Origin of the sequence: Acidihalobacter aeolianus, from assembly GCF_001753165.1 — a bacterium.
Lineage (GTDB): Bacteria > Pseudomonadota > Gammaproteobacteria > DSM-5130 > Acidihalobacteraceae > Acidihalobacter > Acidihalobacter aeolianus.
Map to the genome: position 1 here is coordinate 533,449 of NZ_CP017448.1, position 17,868 is coordinate 551,316.

Here is a 17,868-nt window from a genome sequence, read left to right on the forward strand (position 1 = left end):
GCCGGGCCTTAGCCGAAGATCGCGTCGATGGCGTTGTCCAGGGTGTCGCGGATGTCGGCGTCGTCGGTGATCGGCCGCACCAGCGCCATGCGGCAGGCGTCGGCGGCATCGACGCCGTCGTTGATCAGCTTGGCGGCGTAGACCAGCAGGCGCGTGGAAATGCCCTCGTCGAGGCCGTGCCCCTTGAGGTTGCGCGCGGCCAGGCCGACCTTCACCAGCCTGCCGGCCAGTTCCGCGGCGATGCCGGCCTCTCGGGCCAGGATGGCGGTTTCCAGATCGGCATCGGGGTAGTCGAAATCGAATGCGGCGAAGCGCTGCTTGGTGGACTGCTTGAGGTCCTTCATCAGCGACTGGTAGCCGGGGTTGTAGGAGATCACCAGCTGGAAGTCGGGGTGCGCCACGATCAGTTCGCCCTTCTTGTCGAGCGGCAGGGTGCGGCGGTGGTCGGTGAGCGGGTGGATCACCACGGTGGTGTCCTGCCGGGCCTCGACGACTTCGTCGAGGTAGCAGATCGCGCCGATGCGAGCGGCGGTGGTGAGCGGGCCGTCGATCCAGCGGGTGCCGTCCGCTTCCAGAAGATAGCGGCCGACCAGGTCGGACGCGGTCATGTCCTCGTTGCAGGCGACGGTAATCAGCGGCCGGTCGAGCTTCCACGCCATGTATTCGATGAAGCGCGACTTGCCGCAGCCGGTGGGACCCTTGACCATGACCGGCAATCGGTTGCGGTAGGCCGCTTCGTAAAGCTGCACTTCACGGCCCTGGGGCTGGTAATAGGGCTCCTGCCGGACCAGATACTGTTGCACGTCGATCGTCATGACCGCCCTCCATCGAAAAGCCGGTCGCCCCGGCCTGCGGGGCTTCCGGGGAAACGCCCCGGCGGACCGGGGGCGTGTCGCGTTTGGCGCGCGGCTTACTTGTGCACGCCGAGCTTGTCGCGCCAGCCGGGGTACAGCTGGTCGGCGTCGCCTGGGAAGGACTCGAAGGCGCGGGCGAACTCGTTGTGTTCCTTGGCCCACTCGATCGGGTCGGCGCCGGCCTTCCAGCACTCGTAGGCCTGGCGCAGCGACTTGGCGCCAGCCGCCGGGGAGTCGATGTGGCCGTAGGAGCCGCCGCCGGCGGTGTTGATCACGTTGCCGTGACCCAGGTTCTCGAAGAAGCCGGGCAGGCGCAGCGCGTTCATGCCGCCGGAGATGATCGGTGTGGTGGGCTTCATGCCATACCATTTCTGGTAGTAGACCGGACCCTGGCACTCGTCGCGCTCGATCATGTAGGCGATGATCTTGTCGTCGGCGTCGCCTTCCATCTTGCCGTAGCCCATGGTGCCGACGTGGATGCCGGAGGCGCCCTGCAGGCGGGACATCTTGGCCAGCACGAAGGCGGAATAGCCGCGGTTCGAGCTGGGCGAGGTCACCGCACCGTGACCGGCACGGTGGTAGTGCAGGTACTGGTTGGGATACTGGCGACGGGCGGTGGTCACCATGCCGGGACCGCCGACGTAGCCGTCGACCAGGAAGGCCAGCTTGTCGGCGTCGGGACCGAAGACCTCCAGCGCGAAATCGGCGCGGGCCATCATTTCGTAGTGATCGTCGGCCGTGATGTTCATGGAGAACAGCTTGGCCTCGCCGGTTTCGTCCTGCGCGCGCTTCATCGCGTCATAGACCAGGGGGATGGTCTTCTTGACCGGGGCGAACACCTGGTTGCCCTGCGGCTCGTCGTTCTTGATGAAGTCGCCGCCGAGCCAGAACTGGTACGCCGCCTGGGCGAAGGGCTCGGGACGCAGGCCCAGTTTGGGCTTGATGATGGTGCCGGCGATGTAGCCGCCATCCTTCATCGGACGGCCGAGGATGCGCCACAGGTTGGTGATGTCGGTGGACGGGCCGTCGAACATCTGAATGGCGCGTTCGGGCACGTAAAAGTCGATCATCTTGCCGTATTCGACGTCGCCCATGCCCTGGTTGTTGCCGATCGCCAGGGTCAGGAAGGAGACGATCATGAAGCGGCCGTCGGTGACGTTGCGGTCGAACAGGTCGATCGGATAGGCGATGCGCATATCCTCGGCGGCTTCGTCGATGTGGTAGACCAGCGCGTCGACGCCCTTGGTGAACTCGTCGGTGGTGGACACCTCGACGTTGGTGCCGGTGGACGATTCGGCCGCGAAGTGGGCGGCGGTTGCCAGGTAGCCGTAGCCCGCCTTGGGCTTCATCTTGTAGGCCACCAGGATGTGCTTTCCGCCAGCGATTAGGTCCTCTTCCTTGAGGTCCAGATTGGCGTAGCGGTTGGATTGGTCGTTAGCCATGTCGTTCCTCCAAATTTATCGTAGCGGCGTCAACGCTTTAGGGCGACGCAACGGGAAGACACTATAATTAACGCGGGCTATAAGATATATTCAGACTTATTTGGATAACCCCAAAATATCACTGATGATCAAAATTACTCTGCGCCAACTCGAAATCCTCCAGGCCGTGGCCCGTTGCGGCAGTTTTTCCCGCGCGAGCGAGGCGGTTCACCTGACCCAGCCGGCCGTGTCGATGCAGATCAAGCAGATGGAAGGTTTTCTCGGCACGGCCCTGTTCGAGTACACCGGCAAGAAGATCCAGCTCACCGAGGCCGGCTACGAAACCCTGCGCAGCGCCGAGGCGGTGATGCGCGAACTGGCCAATCTGGAACAGTCGCTGGCCGACCTGAAGGGCTTGAAGGGCGGCACGCTCACGGTCTCCGCAGCCAGCACGGCGAGCGTGTTCGCCGCGCGGCTGATGGCGATGTTCCGCGATCTGCATCCCGACGTGCAGCTGAGCTTGAACGTGGTCAACCGCGAAACCATCCTGCGGCACCTGAGCGAGAACACCAGCGATCTCGCGCTGATGGGCACCCCTCCGGAAGGGTTGGCGCTGAGCGCACGGGCGTTCATGGAAAACCCGTTGGTCATCGTGGCCGCGCCCAATCATCCGCTGGCGCAGGTGTCGGATATTCCGGTGAACCGCCTGATCAAGGAGCCACTGGTAGTACGCGAACAGGGCTCGGGCACGCGCGGGGCACTGGAAAATTTCTTTATCGAACAGCGGCTGCCATTCCGGCCGGCGATGGAAATGAACAAGAACGAGGCCATCAAGCAGGCTGTGGAAGCGGGTCTGGGCGTGGGGCTGGTGTCCCTGCACACCGTGCAGGCCGAGCTGGCGAGCGGCCTGCTGTGCGTGCTGGACATCGACGGGTTCCCGCTCAAGCGGCAGTGGTATCTCGTGCAGCGGGAAGGCAAGCGGCTGAGCGCCGCGGCGCAGGCGTTTTCGGAACTGGTGCTGGAGCAGGCGGAGCGGGCGTGGATCGCGCCCTTGCGCAAGGGGGGCATGGCGCAGACGGCCTGAGCACGGACGGGCTCCGTCTACGGTTTGGCTGGGAGGGGGCATGTGGCGGGAAAAACTGTTCGGACTCTTGCTGGGCGCGGCCGCAGGCTTGCTGGTCGACGCCAGCCTCATCCTCCTTGCCTATGTCCTGCTCGCGTTCATGGTACCGGTGGTGCTGGTGCCCCCCGCTGGTCGGCGCGGGTATCGGGCTGCGTCTGGCCCGCACCGGCCGGCTGCCGCGCTGGCCCTGGCCGGTGGCGGTACTGTCCGGCCTCGCCGCCTGCTATCTCGCGGTGATGTTGCCCTACGGCCTGACCGTCTCTCTTCATGGAACTTGAAGACAACCCATATCACCACTTGTTCCCTAATTTACTGACTTGTCAGTAAGCAGGAACATCGTGTGTATTTTAGGGTGCCGATCCCTTCAGATACTGTGACTCTCGGTGCACCTCCGTGATCCGAGCGGGGAACCCGGCAACGCCAGCGTGTTCATCCTGCGGTTGACCTTTGCCCTCGGCTGAACCAGCGGAACGGCTTCCGTTCGCCTGCCACGAGGCTTCAAGAAACGCCCGCGAAGGCCGATCAATATTATGATGACGCTCATCGGGCTGGCGCCTGGGTGCCCCCTCTCGGGGTGGCTGCGCGTCAGACCCGACGTACCATGGAGATCATTACAACTAATAAACAGGAAGGAATCGACTATGAACCTGGGCCTTCGCACCATCACCGCTCGCATCGTGGCCAGCATCACCGTGGCCGCCGTCTTCGCCGTCGCGGCCGTGCTCACGCCGGTCTGGTTCGGCAGCGTCATCCGCTCCGATACACAGCTCAGCCAGCAGGAGAACTCCCTGCTCAATGCCCTGCAGCGCATGAGCGGCGCAACCCTGCGGGCCGGCATCGCCATCCGCGACAATGTGCTCAACATGAACCTCACCACCATCGGCGGCGTCTCGCCGGACGTGACGCAGAAACTGATGACCAACAGCCTCAACGGCCAATACGTGAACGCGGCCACGAAATACCTCGCCGAGGCGGACGCGAATTATCAGCAGGCCATCAAACTCGCCGCCAACGATCCCCAGCTCGCGAGCAAGATTCAGCATGTCGGCCAGATCTGGAAGCGCAGCGAATCGGACTATGCGTCCGTGGTGCATCATCTCAAAACGCTACAGTTTGCCGGTGCCATGAATGTACTCGTGACGCGCGCCTACCCGCTGTCCGAACAGATCGGCAGCGAATTGCTCACGCTCACGCAGTTGGCACAGCAGCAAGCCGAAGCGGCCAATCGACGGGTGCATGACGATCTACGACTTTCGAGCATCTTTAGCCTGAGTCTGCTCGCGCTCGCCCTGATCATCGGCACCGTGCTGGTCGGCATGGCGGTCATGAGCATGCGCACGCGGATGCGCCTCACGGTCGAGACCATGCAGGACATTGCCCAGGGCGAGGGTGATTTGACGCGCAGAATGACCTCGCGAGGACGGGATGAACTGGACCATTTAGCAGATGCGTTCAACAAGTTCGTCGAGCGGATCCAGCAGGTGGTAGGACAGGTGGCGGGTTCGACGGCGCAGCTGGCGGCGGCCTCGGAGCAGCTGTCGGCGACGAGCGAGGAGACCAGCAACCACGTACGTAACCAGCAGAGCGAGACCGACCAGGTGGCGGCGGCCATCAACGAGATGTCGGCGACGGTGCAGGAGGTGGCCAAGAACGCCAACGACGCCGCGCGCGCGGCGCAGGAGGCGGACGGGGCCACGCGCCAGGGGCGGCAGGTGGTCGAAAGCACCATCAGTTCGATCAGCCAGCTGGCCGACGAGGTCGAACAGGCGGCGCAGGTGATCCATGCGCTGGAGAACGACAGCGCGCAGATCGGCCGGGTACTGGAGGTGATCAACGGGATCTCCGAGCAGACCAACCTGCTGGCGCTCAACGCCGCGATCGAGGCGGCGCGGGCGGGCGAGCAGGGGCGCGGATTTGCGGTGGTGGCGGACGAGGTGCGGACGCTGGCGCGGCGGACGCAGGATTCCACGGAGGAGATCCGGGGGATGATCGAGCGGCTGCAGGGCGGTTCGAAGAGCGCGGTGGCGGCGATGACCTCGGGTCGCGAACGGGCGCAGGCGAGCGTGACGCAGGCGCAGGAAGCGGGGACGTCGCTGAACACGATTGCGCAGGCGGTGACGCAGATCAACGACATGAACGCGCTGATTGCGAGCGCGGCGGAGGAGCAATCCTCGGTGGCGGAGGAGATCAACCGCAACGTCAGCAACATCAGTCACGCCACGGAACAGACGGCAGCGGGTGCCCAGCAGACGGCGACGGCGAGTGAAGATCTGGCCAGACTCTCAGCAGAGCTACAAGTGCTGGTCAATCAGTTCAAGGTGCAATGATTAGGACGCCGCGTTTCGTCCTATCTTGAGCTATACATACCGCCCGCCATCGTGGCCATAATGACGGTCGCGATGAAAGGAAAATACGGATTCAGCACCCTTGAAACACGGCTTTCCGCTCTATATGTAGAGGGGCATGTAGGGGGCAACGGATTCTTGCCAATGCGTCGCTCAGGTACTTCGACTTAGACAGCATGCCATGTCAGACAATATCCATCAGCGCCATAGCCCACCTGCCGGCGACACCCAGCGTTTCTGGGGTGTGATGACCTTCTACGAACGCTTCGAGCAAGTCGTGGCGCTGATTTTGACCACCGTCATTGCGGTCATCATCGTGATTGCGCTGTGGAATCTGATACGCCAGGTATTCTCCATGCTGGTAACGGGAACCCTGAATCCGCTGGATCACAGTACGTTCGAGACCGTGTTCGGCATGATCATGACGCTCCTGATTGCGCTGGAGTTCAAGCATTCCATATTGCGGGTACTGGAAAGACAGGAACATATCATTCAAGTCCGAACGGTGATCTTGATTGCGCTACTGGCGCTGGCGCGCAAATTCATCGTTCTGGATATGGGGAGCATCAATGCCGCGGCACTGGGCGCGCTCGGTTTTGCGTCACTAGCGCTCGGCGTCGTGTATTGGCTGCTCCGCGAGCGTCATGACCGCGCACAGGCGCAAGCAAAAAAGCGTACCCAAGGATCTGGAGACATCGGATAACCCACCTTTCTCGCGCGCACATCACCGGGATCGACCTTTTTATCCTGAGACAATCTACCCGATCCTGAGCGGAGACCGTATCCGTTCTATATAATCTGGCCGCGGCTATGCCGGAGGGTCAATCATCCAGTTGCCGCCGACGCGGGCCTCGGTTGCGAATGCTAATGTGGACTCAAGGTAAGCAAGGTAAGCAAGGTAAGCAAGGTAAGCAAGGTAAGCAAGGTAAGGGTTGGCTACGCAGGGCGGGCTTTCTCTTTTTGCTCTTTTTGCTGGCTCTTTTTTACGGTGTGCAGTCATGGCGCGATACCCGTTGGCATGTCGAACAAGCCCTGCGGGCGAGCGTACGGCGTGGTGCAGAGGCCGAGGCCTCTTCCTTGACGCACTGGTCGGCTGCCCTGCGGGCTATGGGCAATTTTCTGGCACTGGGAAACGATCTCCGCCCCGCGCAAGTGGATACGCGCATCATCCTGTTCCAGTCAGCCTATCCCGACAGTGTATTGCCGATCTTCGTCCTCCAGGCCCAAGATGGGCGCTTGCTGGGCGCGTCACCGATTGTCGGCCGCGCGCAAAGCCCCTACTTGCGTATCGCGCACCGTCTATGCCCGCTCAATCGTAACGCGTCGGTCACGCTGGCGGCGCCCGTCCACTTACCGCATGAACTCGTATCCGCCGGTCAGGACCAGGCGTTGCCTGCCTGTGCACGCATACGCGATGCCGGCGGCGATCCGATCCTGGATGTGTATGCCTTGCTACCATGGCCTCCGACTGCGCTGGCGACCCATCGTGATCTTATTGCCGGCCATCAGCCGATCTACCGGCTGAACTGGCGCGGACCGGGTGCGAGGCAAGTCTCGCATAGCGAGCAGGCCGAGGGCGAAGGCGCCCGCCGTGAAGCAGGCCAACCCGAGTTTCCATTACGCCGGCATGCGTCGACCGGCATTCGTATCTGGACACAGCAGGGTCGCTTGTACGCACAAACCTCTGTCGCGGGATTTCCCTTGAGCGTGACCGCCAGCCTGCCACGCGCGGTGATCTGGCGCGAATGGCTGCTGCAGGGCGGCGCTGGCGAAGGGGTGGTCTTGCTGTCCCTGCTTACGCTTGTGCTGGGTATGAGCGCCAGGCGCTCTACCCGTATCGCGAAGTCCGAATCGCAATTGCGCACCTATTACGGCGCACTCAAGGATATCAATCAGGCTCTGGTTGCCTTGCCCGAACCAGAAAAGCTGTATGCCAAGGTCTGTGCGCAATTGGCGGAAAGTGCTGACTTGCCGTTGGTATGGATCGGCCTGATCCAGGATTCGCGGGTACATGTGCAAAGGGCCGCGGGCCCTGCCCGGGGCTACGTCGATGGTCTCGAGATTGATCTCGCTCCGGACAGCCCATCCAGTCGAGGGCCGGCTGGCGAGGCGCTACGCAAGGGAGAGACCGTGGCCGTGGCGGATCTGTGGGACGATGCCGGTTTTGCGTTGTGGCTTGAGCGCGCCACACGATACGGGCTGCGAAGTGCCGTGATGACGCCTTTTACAACCAAGGCGGGGCAGCGCGGTATTCTGGCCGCTTACGCGCAAAGACGACATTACTTTACCCCAGCCCTGGTCGAGTTGATGGAGGAGCTGGCCCGCGATGTCGCATTGGGGCTCAACCAGTACGAGCATGTGCGGGAGATCACGCGCCTGAGCCAGCAGGATTCACTGACCGGGCTGCCGAACCGAAGCTACTTCATGCGTATGCTCGAACAGGCCCTGGCGCGTGCCGGTCGTGCCGAACGGTTAACCGCCGTAGGGATACTCGACCTCGATTATTTCAAACAAATCAATGACAACCTCGGGCATCAGGTCGGCGACCAGGTACTCCAGATACTCGCAAGGCAACTCAAGGAAGCCGTGCGCCAGGGAGACACCGTTGCCCGGCTGGGCGGGGACGAATTCGGCATACTTTTGGAGGGCGTTTCTGGCACGGTGGAACTTGAAGGTATTGCACATCGACTGCTCGAATCGGTACGCCAGCCGATACGTATCGAGGGTATCGGGCATGAACTGAACACGGATGCGAGCCTCGGATTCACGCTCTATCCGCTCGACGACAGCAGTCCCACGGAGTTGCTTCGTCATGCCGATGCGGCGCTTTATGCCTCCAAGGGAGCTGGAAGACGTCGCTGGCAGCTATTCAGTCACCTCATGGCAGACGATGCCCGGCTCGAATATCAAGTCTATCGCGAGCTGCCGAACGCGCTCGCCAGCCAGGCGTTGTTTCTCCACTATCAACCGCAAATCGACTTGGCGACGGGCGCGGTGATCGGGGTCGAGGCATTGGTTCGCTGGCGGCATAACGGTGACGGTTTCTGGATGCCCAACAGCTTTATCCCCATCATTGAACGGGATGCCGCCCTTTCGCGTCAGCTGGGTCGATTTCTACTGCACAGCGCGGCCACGGCCATCGCGCGTTGGCGGTCCGATCATTACGCCTTCGGTCGTGTGAGCATCAATATCTGTGCCCGGCATTTACAGCACTCGGCCTTCCTGGACGATCTGGATGAAACCCTGGATCGTTACCCGGGAACGGCCGCCTATCTGACCCTGGAGTTGACAGAAACCCAGGCATTGGCCGATCTGGACAAAAGCGCGCGCGTGCTGGGTGAGGTCAGAAAACGCGGCATACACGTCTCGCTGGACGATTTCGGCAGCGGATACGCCTCGCTGCAGCACGTGCGCGAATTGCCGCTGGATGTGATCAAGCTGGACCTGCAGTTCGTGCAAAATCTGGAGCACGATACCGAAGCGTTCGCGGTCGGCTATGCCGCGCTGACACTGGCCGAAATCCATGGCGCGAAAGTGGTCGCGGAAGGCGTTGAGGAGGCGCGTGTCGTCAGCCTGTGGCGCCGACTCGGCGGTGAGGTGATCCAGGGATACTTCTTTGCCAAACCGATGGGCGAACGTGACTGGCTTGACTGGCTCGCTCGCTACCGCCCAGCCGCGCGCTACGCTGAAATTCCACGCTGGCGTCCCACATTGGATGCGCTGGTTTTATTGCGGACTTTGCCCTATCACAATCAATTGATGATGCGGTTCCGCAAACAGGCATGCGCGGATCATAAACTATCGAAGAATGACCTTGCCGAACTGGCGGCGAGTTTGAGCGCGCCATGTCCCCTCGGCACATGGCTGAAAAGCGAGCAGGCCGCTTCACTTGACACGGCTAGACTCCAGCAATCGCATCGATTGCTCCATCGGCAGTTGCTGGATTGGCTGGCGACGCTCTCGACGGGTTCCCCGAACAGTACATCAGTGGAGATTGACGCTGTTTGGACCGCTTTCGTAGACGCACTGGATGAGGTCATTGAACAGATGGATGCTCGCTTGCGACAGGAGGCGTAACAATCAGAGGCGGCCGGCCATGATACAGCGTTGAGCTTATAGATCACTCGTTGTCAGTTCCTCGAATATCCAGTCAGCGCGCTGTGCGGCTGTCCGCACTTTCTCGTAAGCCAAGCGGGCTTCATCGCTCCACTTCCCATGCTCGCGGGCAATTTCTCGGTAAGCGGACTCTCTTTCCCGCAAGATTGACTCCGCCCGCCTAAGTTGTTCCAGTAATCTTCCCCGAGGTGACGCCGCCATTCCCTGTCATCAAATCATGTCTGAGTGCGCCACATTAATCAGTTTATAACGCTGAGCGTTGCAAAAAAAAACCCGCCAACAGGCGGGCAAAAACCAATGCAGTGACCGGGGTTGGAGGGAGGGCCACCGCAGCGGGATCTTCCCATGCTTCGGAGTGGCACACAATCATGTGCTCACTATCTTCTCGGGCGCTGGGAAACAGGGTTGCCGCGTACCTGGTCAGTGGACAACAATCTTGCCCCACATGCCGAAGGAGGCGTGCAACGGGAACATGCAAAAACTAACAGGGATTCGCATATCAACATTGATCCTCTTGCTTCAATAAGGCGAATTCTAGACTCCCGTCAACACTATTTTCCGGATACCCGAAAAATCGAGGTGACCTACCACCCCGCATGGGCCTACGCGCCCTGGGTCATGCTGTTCGCGGGGCTCGCCGGACTTATCTATCTCGGGTATCGCGCCAGGCGTCGGAACGGCTAATCGCCTGTCGATGGCGCGGCGCGAAACGCGGCGCTGGAAATTCCCGCAGGCCGATGATGGAATGCTGCAGGCGTGGCGCGCGTGCATGCCGCAAGGGCATGACGACGCGAGTGTCGCGTTTGTTCGCAACCCAAGGAGACGGTATGCCGGTACTGGTGCGGCCAATCGGAATGCAGGACGTGGCGGGTTTTCACGAATGCGTCGACTCCGTGGCGCGCGAGCGGCGGTTTCTGGCATCGACCGAAGCGCCTCCCCTCGAACGCAGTACCGACTTCGTTGCGCATAATCTCGCCAACCACAACGCGCACTACGTGGCCGTAGCGGACGGCCGGGTGGTGGGCTGGTGCGATGCCGTGCCGATCACGCGCCCGCCGGCGTGCGCCCACCGCGCGACGCTAGGGATGGGCGTGAGCACCCGCTACCGCGGTCAGGGGATCGGCGAACGTTTGATCCGGGCCACGGTCGAGCATGCCTGGGGCGCCGGGCTGCTGCGCATCGATCTCGACGTGCGCACGGACAACGAACCTGCCATCCGACTCTACGAGAAAATCGGTTTTCGCCGGGAAGGCGTGCGTCGCTGTGGTCTGTTCGTGGGCGGCCAGCCCGTCGATCTGATGTATATGGGGCTGTTGCATCCCTCGCTGGGGTGAAAAGCTTTGCCGTTTCTACCAGGTCGCCGGCAATCAGCAGGCGACACTCCTGAAGCGATGCACCAGCGAATCCAGCTCATTGGCAAGGCCGATGAGCTGGTCGGACAGGCGGCGCGATGTATTCGCGGATTCGTTGATACTTTCGGCACCGTCCCGGATGTGCACGATATTCGAGTTAATTTCCTCTGCGACCGAGCTTTGCTGTTCCGTGGCGGTTGCGATCTGCATGCTCATGCTGTTGATCAGCTCCACGGCTTCGGAAATGGCGGTCAAGGCTGCGGTGACGTCGCCCACGCGTTGCACGCCTTCATCCGACCGTGCCCGGCTGGCCCGCATGTTTTCCGCGCTGCTACTGAGCATGTTCTTGAATTGCTCAAGCTGCTTGCGAATGTCCGTGGTGGCCTGTTTGGTTTTGTTCGCCAGCTCGCTCACTTCGCTGGCCACGACGGCAAAGCCGCGTCCGTGCTCCCCGGCGCGAGCGGCCTCAATGGAGGCGTTGAGGGCGAGGAGGTTGGTCTGCTCCGAAATCTGGGTGATCAGATCGGTTACCTTGTAGATGCTTTCACTGCTGGCCAGCAGTTGTTCCATCGTAGTGGCCGCCAACGCGATTTGTTCGGCGATTTGTTCAATCACGCCCGTGAAATCATTGGCAACGCGCGCACCCTTGTCCGTTTCGTCACTGGATTTGTTCGCAGCCTCGGCAGCCGCGTTGGTATTGCGCGCCACCTCGATGACCGTCGCCGCCATTTCGTTCATGGCGGCTGCGACCTGGTCGGTCTTGTCGTATTGTTGGTCGATTTGAATGATGACCTGTCCCAGTTCCCGCGCGGAAGCGTCTGCGGCCATGCGCAATTTTCCCGCCTCTTCGCCCAACCGGCCGAGGACGGTGCGCTGACTGGCCTGCAGGAACCGTATCGCCAGTTCGATGCGGCCGGGCTCGCCCTTCTTGCCGCTGTACACCGCCTGCATGATCGTATTGTCGACGACCTCCTTGCGCACGAGCGCATCGACTTCGCGCATCGGACGCGAGAAAAGCCAGGCGATTGTGACGCCCGCCAGGCCGAGCAGAATATCGGCGATACCCAATTCGCTGCGAGCAAGTGGCAGTAGCGTCAGCAAGGTCATCAACGCGGCGGTCATTCCGCCTGTGAGCAGCATCCGGTTCATCACGCCATCCCACCAGCGCGACTTGCTCAGCTTGGCGGCGATTCTGCCGGACTTGGCGGAATCTAGGCCCCGGCCATCCTGCGTGGCGGCGGGGCCGAGCGATTGATAGAGTTTTTCGGCGCGGCTTCGGTCGGCTTGTCGTGGCCTGACCCGAACGGATTCGTAACCGATGCAGGCGCCATTTTCGTAGACCGGGGTGACATAGGCGTCGACCCAATAAAACCCACCGTCCTTGCTACGGTTTTTGACTATCCCCATCCAGGGCTTGCCTTGCTTGAGCGAGGTCCATAAATCGGCAAAGGCAGCCTGGGGCATATCGGGGTGACGTACGATGTTGTGGCTTTTCCCTATCAATTCGTCGATCGCGTAGCCGGCTATCTTTGCAAAGGATTCGTTGCTGTAGCGAATTACACCAGCAAGGTCAGTGGACGAAATAAGTTGTTCGTCGGACTTGAAGGTGTGTTCTGTCTGGTTGATAGGGAAGTTCTTCTTCACGGACATCGACTCCTTAGGAACTTGCGGTGTAATTCATTCTGGGTCACGTACTATATCGGATATAACCACAAAAATATTAGAAAAACTATTCGTGGTAGAAGGGGATAGGGGGGGTATGATGTGCGCTGCGCACGACGCGGATGTGTGTCATCGGCTTCACTGCCAGGCAGTGTGCGTGACATGGTGATGAGGATTGGGCCATGGCTGCCGGCATCATAAAGACTTGCCATCGGAGTCATTGAAATTATCGAGCTGCAGATATTTGTATGCGGTTGTGAATACGCTTGGGAATGGATGTAGAGGATCAGATGATATCTGTCTGGAATGAGCTTCGCGTGGCTCGAACGGAACGGCCGCATCCAGAACTTGAATATCACCCTGCGTTCTACGGCGAGGAACAGGGGCGGCAGCTACTGCAGTCTCTGTGCACCCAGGTGACATGGCAGACCGACCATTTCATGGCCTTTGGCCGACGCATCGAAATTCCCCGCCTGCAGGCCTGGTATGCGGATCCCGGCATTCGCTACAGCTACAGCAACAACCTGCTGCAGACTCTCGCGTGGCTGCCCGAGTTGACGGCGCTGCGCGAGCAGATCGAGCTGGCTTGCGGTCATCGCTTCAATTCGGTGCTGCTCACCTATTATCGTGACGGCCGCGATTCGGTGAGCTGGCACACGGACGACGAACAGGAGCTAGGCTCGGAACCGTGGATAGCCTCCTTGAGCCTGGGGGCTTCGCGGGTCATGCAGTACCGCAACAAGCATCAGTCCGAAACCGGAGCGCTGTCCTTGCATCATGGCGACTTGCTGTTGATGCGGCCCGGTTTCCAGCAGCACTGGCTGCATCAGGTCGCGGCGCAGCCCGAAGTCGACGAGCCGCGCATCAATCTCACCTACCGTCTGGTGGCCATGGATGATTCTGGCTAAGCCGGCGCCGAAACATGCGGGCGGTTGTGGTTCAATGGGCGGAATGCGATTTGCGAACCAAAGCCCCGGTATGGCCTCTCCTCGCCAGACATGAATGATGCAGGTTTCGTATCATGCAGCGTGATCAATCAGACCCACCCCAGACAACCCCAGTCAATCCAGAAGGTGCCGGCATGCGTGATCTGAAGATACTGATCTACCAGGGCAATGCGGACACGCCCGAAACGACGGTGCGGGTTCCGGGCAATGTCCTCAAGTTCGCGGTACGCCTGCTGCCCAAGCGTGCCGTGGCCAGGCTGCACGAAAATGGCATCGATCTGGACGAACTGGTGCGCCTGGCAGCCGAGGAAGAGGCGGTCGGCACGCTGATCGAGATCGAAGACCATAACGACGGCGAACGCATCGTCATCCGCCTGGACTGACGCCGGGGCCGATCGATTCTCGATCGGAAGCAGCCTCCTGCATGCCCGGCTCAGGGGCGACGCCTTATCATTGATATGTAATTGCACCAGGGACCGCGTCCGGTTGCGGGCCGATATTCATGTGATAACGGAACGGTGCGCATTTCGTTGAAGGGAAGTCAGCAAAGGAGGGCGGTGCCGTGGCGACGATTTCTACTTTTTTACAGGGCGTTCTGGGGGTTCTCGGGCTGGCTTCGCCAGCCAGTCATGTGCCGCAGCACATCGTGGTCGTCATCGAGGAAAACCATGGCTATAGCCAGGTTGTGGGCAATTCGGATATGCCTTATCTGAACAAGATCCTTATCGATGGCGGTTTGCTGTTGACGAATTCCCATGGCGTCGAACATCCCAGCCAGCCGAACTATCTCGATTTGTTTTCCGGGGATCATCAGGGGGTAACGACCGATGCCCCTGTTCCCGGTGCCAGTGAGAACGCGGCGCAACAGACCCCGCTGACGGCAGGCAATCTCGCGGCTGCCCTGATCCATAAAGGCTATAGCTTTTCCGCCTACTCCCAGTCGCTCCCGGCTCCCGGTTCGCTGGCCTATTTCTCCGATGGCAAAACGGCGTATGACAGCATGCCGTCCGCAAATCCGGGGGCCTTCATTTATGCGCGCAAGCATAATCCCTGGACCAACTGGCAGGCGCCTTCGGGTTATGCGCGCCAGGGTAATGAGAGTAATACGCTGCCGGCCAGCATCAATCAGCCCATGTCGGCCTTCCCGGCTGCGGATTTTGCCGCCCTGCCCACGGTTTCGTACGTCATTCCCAACCAGTGCAACGATATGCACGGTGGCGTTTCCGGCAGCAAGACCACAGAGAACTGTCCGTACGCATCCAGTTCAGGCGATGCCAATGATCGGCAACTTGCGAAAAATGCCGATCACTTCCTGCGTACGAGACTGGGGGCCTATGCCGCCTGGGCAAAGGCGCACGACAGCCTGCTGATCGTGACCTGGGACGAGGATTTTCATTCGGATGCCGATAATCACATCGCCACGGTGATTTATGGCGCCGGAATCAAGCCAGGCTCGAAATCGTCTCAGCACGTCAACCACTACAACATCCTGGCAACCATCGCGACCGACTATCACCTCGATCTTGCCGGCCTGGGGCACGCGGCCGAGGCCAAGCCCGTCATATTTGCCGGGCCCGAGGTGAAGACGCCGTAAGCCTATGCCCGACCACGCCGGACAACCGGCGTTGACGGGGTCTTGAACGGAATCGTCAGTCGTCCTCGCCGTGATAGCGCGGCGGCCGTCGGTCGTGGCCGTACCCGTACCCGTAGCCGTAATAGCCGTCATCCGGGTAGTAGAAGCAGCCGCTCAGTGCGCTGCCGAGCAGGGCGATGGCGAGGGCGGCCAGGACGTATTCGACGAGTTTGCGGTGCATGCGTACCTCCATGTGCGGGCGCGCGGGGAGTGCCGCGCCTGCTGCATGACACGACGACGATCGGCGATGGGTTCCCCGGGTTCTCGGCTATCATAACGAGGTTTGGGCACACCCCGGGACGGACATGTACAGCGACGAGGACATTGCGTCGGCGGTCAGGGCAGGCGTCCTGACCGAGCATCAGGCCGAGGCGTTCAGGCAGCACGTGGCCGATCAGCGTCGGACGCCGGCCGTCGACGAGGAACGCTTCCGTCTGGTGACCGGCTTCAACGACATTTTCGTCGTGGTGGCCAGTCTCCTGCTGCTGGCCTCGGTGACCTGGATCGGCTATGCGCAGCATCACTGGCTCGCCGGGGTGCTGTTGGCGGCCGCGTCCTGGGGCCTGGCGGAGTTCTTCGTCCGTCGCCGGCGCATGGCGCTCCCGGCCATCGTCCTGCTGCTGGGTTTCGTGGGCGGGGTGGGATTTGCCGCCTATGCCTGGCTGGGCAGCACGCTGGCCGCCTTCGGCTACGCCAGCGCCATGGCGTGCGTGGCGGCCTGGCTGCATTGGCTGCGTTTCCACGTCCCGATCACGGTGGCCGCCGGTGCCGGTGCGCTGCTGGGCGTGGCCGGCGTGGTGCTGTTCAAGAGCGTGCCGTGGACGCATGAACATCCCGGCCTCGTCGAATTCTCGGCCGGTCTGATCGCCTTCGCGCTGGCCATGCTCTGGGACGCCAGCGATCCGGCCCGGGTCACGCGACGTGCCGACGTGGCCTTCTGGCTACATCTGCTGGCCGCGCCGCTGCTGGTGCGTCCCGTGTTCGCGGCCCTGGGCGAGTACGGCAGCCAGAGCTCTCCGATATTGGGGCTGGCGGCGATCGCCCTGTATGCGGCCATCGCCGCCGTATCGCTGGCCATCGACCGCCGCGCGTTGATGGCCTCGGCGCTGGTCTACGTGCTGATCAATTTCAGCGCCCTGCTGAAGATGTACGGGGTGGTCAGTCTGGGGTTCGCGATCACCTCGCTGGTGATCGGCTCGCTGCTGCTCCTGCTTTCGGCGTTCTGGCATCCCTGTCGCAGCTGGATGCTGAGTGTCTTCCCCGAAGCGGCCCTGCACCGCCTTCCTCCGTTGAGGTGAACGCGTGAGCGTCAACCACGCCAGCGTGCTCCTGCTGCCCGGCATCGGCGATTCCGGTCCGGGGCACTGGCACAGCCTGTGGGAGGCGGAGCAGCCCGGCTTCGTGCGCGTGCGCCAGGACGACTGGGAAGCGCCGCGCTGCGCGGACTGGTGCGCGACGCTCGAGGCGGCGGTCGCCGCGCACGGCGAGGATGTCGTGCTGGCGGCGCACAGCCTTGGCTGTCTGCTGGTGGCGCACTGGGCCGCGACCACCACGCGCCGGGTGAGGGGTGCGCTGATCGTCGCCCAGCCCGACCCTGGCGGACCGATTTTCCCAGCCGAGGCCACCGGATTCGCGCCGGTGCCGTTGCGGCCATTGCCGTTTCCGAGCATCGTCGTCGCGAGCACGAACGACCCCTACGCCGGTTTCGCCTTTGCCGAAGACTGTGCGCGTGCCTGGGGCAGCCGCCTGGTTTCGGCCGGCGACTGCGGGCACATCAACTACGCGAGCGGGCTCGGCGCATGGCCGCCAGGGCTCGCGTTGCTGCGCGAACTGCTCGGTTGAGCGTGGGCGATCTCGGAATGGCATAATCCCCCTCCTGATCGGGGGGTAGAACGATGCAGGAAGAGACGCGTGCGAAATTCAAGCAGTGGGGCAAGCGCTTCGGCTGGGCGGCGCTGGGCTTCTATGTGGTGAAAGGGCTGTTCTGGCTGGCGGTCGGGCTCGGCGCCTGGTCGCTGGTCAAGTAGCGTCCGGCGGCCAGGGCCCTGCGACCGGCAAGGCCTCTCCGTCCCCCGGCCAGGGCGGCAGCGTGACCGCCAGCACCGCAAGCGGAGCGTCCGGCGCGGCGCGAAACTGGAACCGGGTGCCCAGCGGCAGGCTGACGCACAGCCCCGGGCGCAGCGCCACGATCTCCTCGCGATCCTCCTGCCGGCGCCACAGTTCGCCGCGGCCTTCGAGCACGTACCAGATTTCTTCCGCGCTGCGGTGGAAAACCGCCGAGCTCGTGCCTCCGGCCGGCAGTTCGAAGCGCGCCATGCTGCCGCCGTCGAGGCCCAGCAGTACGCGTACCCGCGAGCCGTCCGGCGCCGTTTCCGTGCGTCCGCGCTCCGCGTGCAGGGTCTCGAAGGCGCGCAC

17 protein-coding genes are annotated in these 17,868 nt (G+C 62.0%); 12 read left to right on the forward strand and 5 right to left on the reverse strand.

Going from position 1 to position 17,868, the window contains the following annotated elements; genetic code table 11:
- Window positions 1-8 precede the first annotated feature (8 nt).
- Together BJI67_RS02450 and BJI67_RS02455 are read right to left on the reverse strand one after the other, a co-directional pair.
- On the reverse strand, window positions 9-815 hold the full coding sequence (locus BJI67_RS02450) for a CbbQ/NirQ/NorQ/GpvN family protein (RefSeq protein ID WP_070071676.1): 807 nt from the start codon (window positions 813-815) through the stop codon (window positions 9-11).
- 95 nt (window positions 816-910) lie between these two features.
- Window positions 911-2,296, reverse strand: a complete 1,386-nt coding sequence (locus tag BJI67_RS02455; protein WP_070071677.1) for a ribulose-bisphosphate carboxylase — start codon at window positions 2,294-2,296, stop codon at window positions 911-913.
- A gap of 124 nt (window positions 2,297-2,420) precedes the next feature.
- Between BJI67_RS02455 and BJI67_RS02460 the strand changes: the two genes are divergently transcribed.
- The 6 genes from BJI67_RS02460 (at window position 2,421) to BJI67_RS02485 (ending at window position 11,193) form a co-directional block, all read left to right on the forward strand.
- Window positions 2,421-3,359, forward strand: coding sequence for a LysR family transcriptional regulator (locus BJI67_RS02460; protein ID WP_070071678.1), 939 nt, complete (start codon window positions 2,421-2,423; stop codon window positions 3,357-3,359).
- Between the two features lie 122 nt (window positions 3,360-3,481).
- Window positions 3,482-3,676 carry a hypothetical protein gene (locus tag BJI67_RS02465; protein ID WP_070071679.1) on the forward strand — a complete coding sequence of 65 codons (195 nt, stop codon included), beginning with the start codon at window positions 3,482-3,484 and terminating at the stop codon, window positions 3,674-3,676.
- 363 nt (window positions 3,677-4,039) lie between these two features.
- Window positions 4,040-5,725, forward strand: a complete 1,686-nt coding sequence (locus BJI67_RS02470) for a methyl-accepting chemotaxis protein (protein ID WP_070071680.1) — start codon at window positions 4,040-4,042, stop codon at window positions 5,723-5,725.
- Between the two features lie 199 nt (window positions 5,726-5,924).
- Complete coding sequence (locus BJI67_RS02475; protein ID WP_070071681.1) at window positions 5,925-6,446, forward strand: phosphate-starvation-inducible PsiE family protein; 522 nt, start codon at window positions 5,925-5,927, stop codon at window positions 6,444-6,446.
- Between the two features lie 374 nt (window positions 6,447-6,820).
- Window positions 6,821-9,820 (forward strand): putative bifunctional diguanylate cyclase/phosphodiesterase, encoded by a 3,000-nt coding sequence (locus tag BJI67_RS02480; protein ID WP_197513252.1) that lies wholly within the window; start codon window positions 6,821-6,823, stop codon window positions 9,818-9,820.
- 866 nt (window positions 9,821-10,686) lie between these two features.
- A complete protein-coding gene (locus BJI67_RS02485; protein WP_070071683.1) occupies window positions 10,687-11,193 on the forward strand; it encodes a GNAT family N-acetyltransferase in 507 nt (168 codons plus the stop codon).
- A 33-nt stretch (window positions 11,194-11,226) separates the two neighbouring features.
- On the opposite strand, the gene BJI67_RS02490 is transcribed toward BJI67_RS02485, so the two are convergent.
- Window positions 11,227-12,855 (reverse strand): methyl-accepting chemotaxis protein, encoded by a 1,629-nt coding sequence (locus tag BJI67_RS02490; RefSeq protein ID WP_070073899.1) that lies wholly within the window; start codon window positions 12,853-12,855, stop codon window positions 11,227-11,229.
- 335 nt (window positions 12,856-13,190) lie between these two features.
- Between BJI67_RS02490 and BJI67_RS02495 the strand changes: the two genes are divergently transcribed.
- From BJI67_RS02495 to BJI67_RS02505, 3 genes are all read left to right on the forward strand, one after another.
- Window positions 13,191-13,781 (forward strand): alpha-ketoglutarate-dependent dioxygenase AlkB family protein, encoded by a 591-nt coding sequence (locus BJI67_RS02495; protein WP_197513254.1) that lies wholly within the window; start codon window positions 13,191-13,193, stop codon window positions 13,779-13,781.
- Window positions 13,782-13,954: 173 nt separating this feature from the next.
- Entirely contained in the window at window positions 13,955-14,203 is a 249-nt protein-coding gene (locus tag BJI67_RS02500; protein ID WP_070071684.1) for a hypothetical protein, read from the forward strand.
- A 179-nt stretch (window positions 14,204-14,382) separates the two neighbouring features.
- Window positions 14,383-15,414 (forward strand): alkaline phosphatase family protein, encoded by a 1,032-nt coding sequence (locus BJI67_RS02505; RefSeq protein ID WP_083250573.1) that lies wholly within the window; start codon window positions 14,383-14,385, stop codon window positions 15,412-15,414.
- A gap of 55 nt (window positions 15,415-15,469) precedes the next feature.
- Here the strand turns inward: BJI67_RS02505 and BJI67_RS17730 are convergent, their stop codons facing one another.
- Window positions 15,470-15,634 carry a hypothetical protein gene (locus BJI67_RS17730; protein WP_197513255.1) on the reverse strand — a complete coding sequence of 55 codons (165 nt, stop codon included), beginning with the start codon at window positions 15,632-15,634 and terminating at the stop codon, window positions 15,470-15,472.
- A 124-nt stretch (window positions 15,635-15,758) separates the two neighbouring features.
- Between BJI67_RS17730 and BJI67_RS02510 the strand changes: the two genes are divergently transcribed.
- Genes BJI67_RS02510 through BJI67_RS18075 form a run of 3 tightly spaced genes read left to right on the forward strand, consistent with a single transcriptional unit; the run spans window position 15,759 to window position 17,480 of the window.
- Window positions 15,759-16,751 (forward strand): hypothetical protein, encoded by a 993-nt coding sequence (locus tag BJI67_RS02510; protein ID WP_070071686.1) that lies wholly within the window; start codon window positions 15,759-15,761, stop codon window positions 16,749-16,751.
- 4 nt (window positions 16,752-16,755) lie between these two features.
- Complete coding sequence (locus BJI67_RS02515; protein ID WP_070071687.1) at window positions 16,756-17,295, forward strand: RBBP9/YdeN family alpha/beta hydrolase; 540 nt, start codon at window positions 16,756-16,758, stop codon at window positions 17,293-17,295.
- Between the two features lie 53 nt (window positions 17,296-17,348).
- Window positions 17,349-17,480 carry a hypothetical protein gene (locus tag BJI67_RS18075; protein ID WP_269449610.1) on the forward strand — a complete coding sequence of 44 codons (132 nt, stop codon included), beginning with the start codon at window positions 17,349-17,351 and terminating at the stop codon, window positions 17,478-17,480.
- Here BJI67_RS18075 and BJI67_RS02520 read toward each other — a convergent pair.
- Window positions 17,473-17,868: a cupin domain-containing protein gene (locus tag BJI67_RS02520; protein WP_197513257.1), complete on the reverse strand. Its 396-nt coding sequence runs from the start codon at window positions 17,866-17,868 to the stop codon at window positions 17,473-17,475. The genes BJI67_RS18075 and BJI67_RS02520 overlap by 8 nt on opposite strands.

Coding starts and splice junctions, on each gene's coding strand:
- BJI67_RS17730 (WP_197513255.1), bottom strand. CDS start 15,634: ATGCACCGCAAACTCGTCGAATACGTCCTGGCCGCCCTCGCCATCGCC.
- BJI67_RS02510 (WP_070071686.1), top strand. CDS start 15,759: ATGTACAGCGACGAGGACATTGCGTCGGCGGTCAGGGCAGGCGTCCTG.
- BJI67_RS02455 (WP_070071677.1), bottom strand. CDS start 2,296: ATGGCTAACGACCAATCCAACCGCTACGCCAATCTGGACCTCAAGGAA.
- BJI67_RS02450 (WP_070071676.1), bottom strand. CDS start 815: ATGACGATCGACGTGCAACAGTATCTGGTCCGGCAGGAGCCCTATTAC.
- BJI67_RS02485 (WP_070071683.1), top strand. CDS start 10,687: ATGCCGGTACTGGTGCGGCCAATCGGAATGCAGGACGTGGCGGGTTTT.
- BJI67_RS02460 (WP_070071678.1), top strand. CDS start 2,421: ATGATCAAAATTACTCTGCGCCAACTCGAAATCCTCCAGGCCGTGGCC.
- BJI67_RS18075 (WP_269449610.1), top strand. CDS start 17,349: ATGCAGGAAGAGACGCGTGCGAAATTCAAGCAGTGGGGCAAGCGCTTC.
- BJI67_RS02475 (WP_070071681.1), top strand. CDS start 5,925: ATGTCAGACAATATCCATCAGCGCCATAGCCCACCTGCCGGCGACACC.
- BJI67_RS02465 (WP_070071679.1), top strand. CDS start 3,482: ATGTCCTGCTCGCGTTCATGGTACCGGTGGTGCTGGTGCCCCCCGCTG.
- BJI67_RS02500 (WP_070071684.1), top strand. CDS start 13,955: ATGCGTGATCTGAAGATACTGATCTACCAGGGCAATGCGGACACGCCC.
- BJI67_RS02470 (WP_070071680.1), top strand. CDS start 4,040: ATGAACCTGGGCCTTCGCACCATCACCGCTCGCATCGTGGCCAGCATC.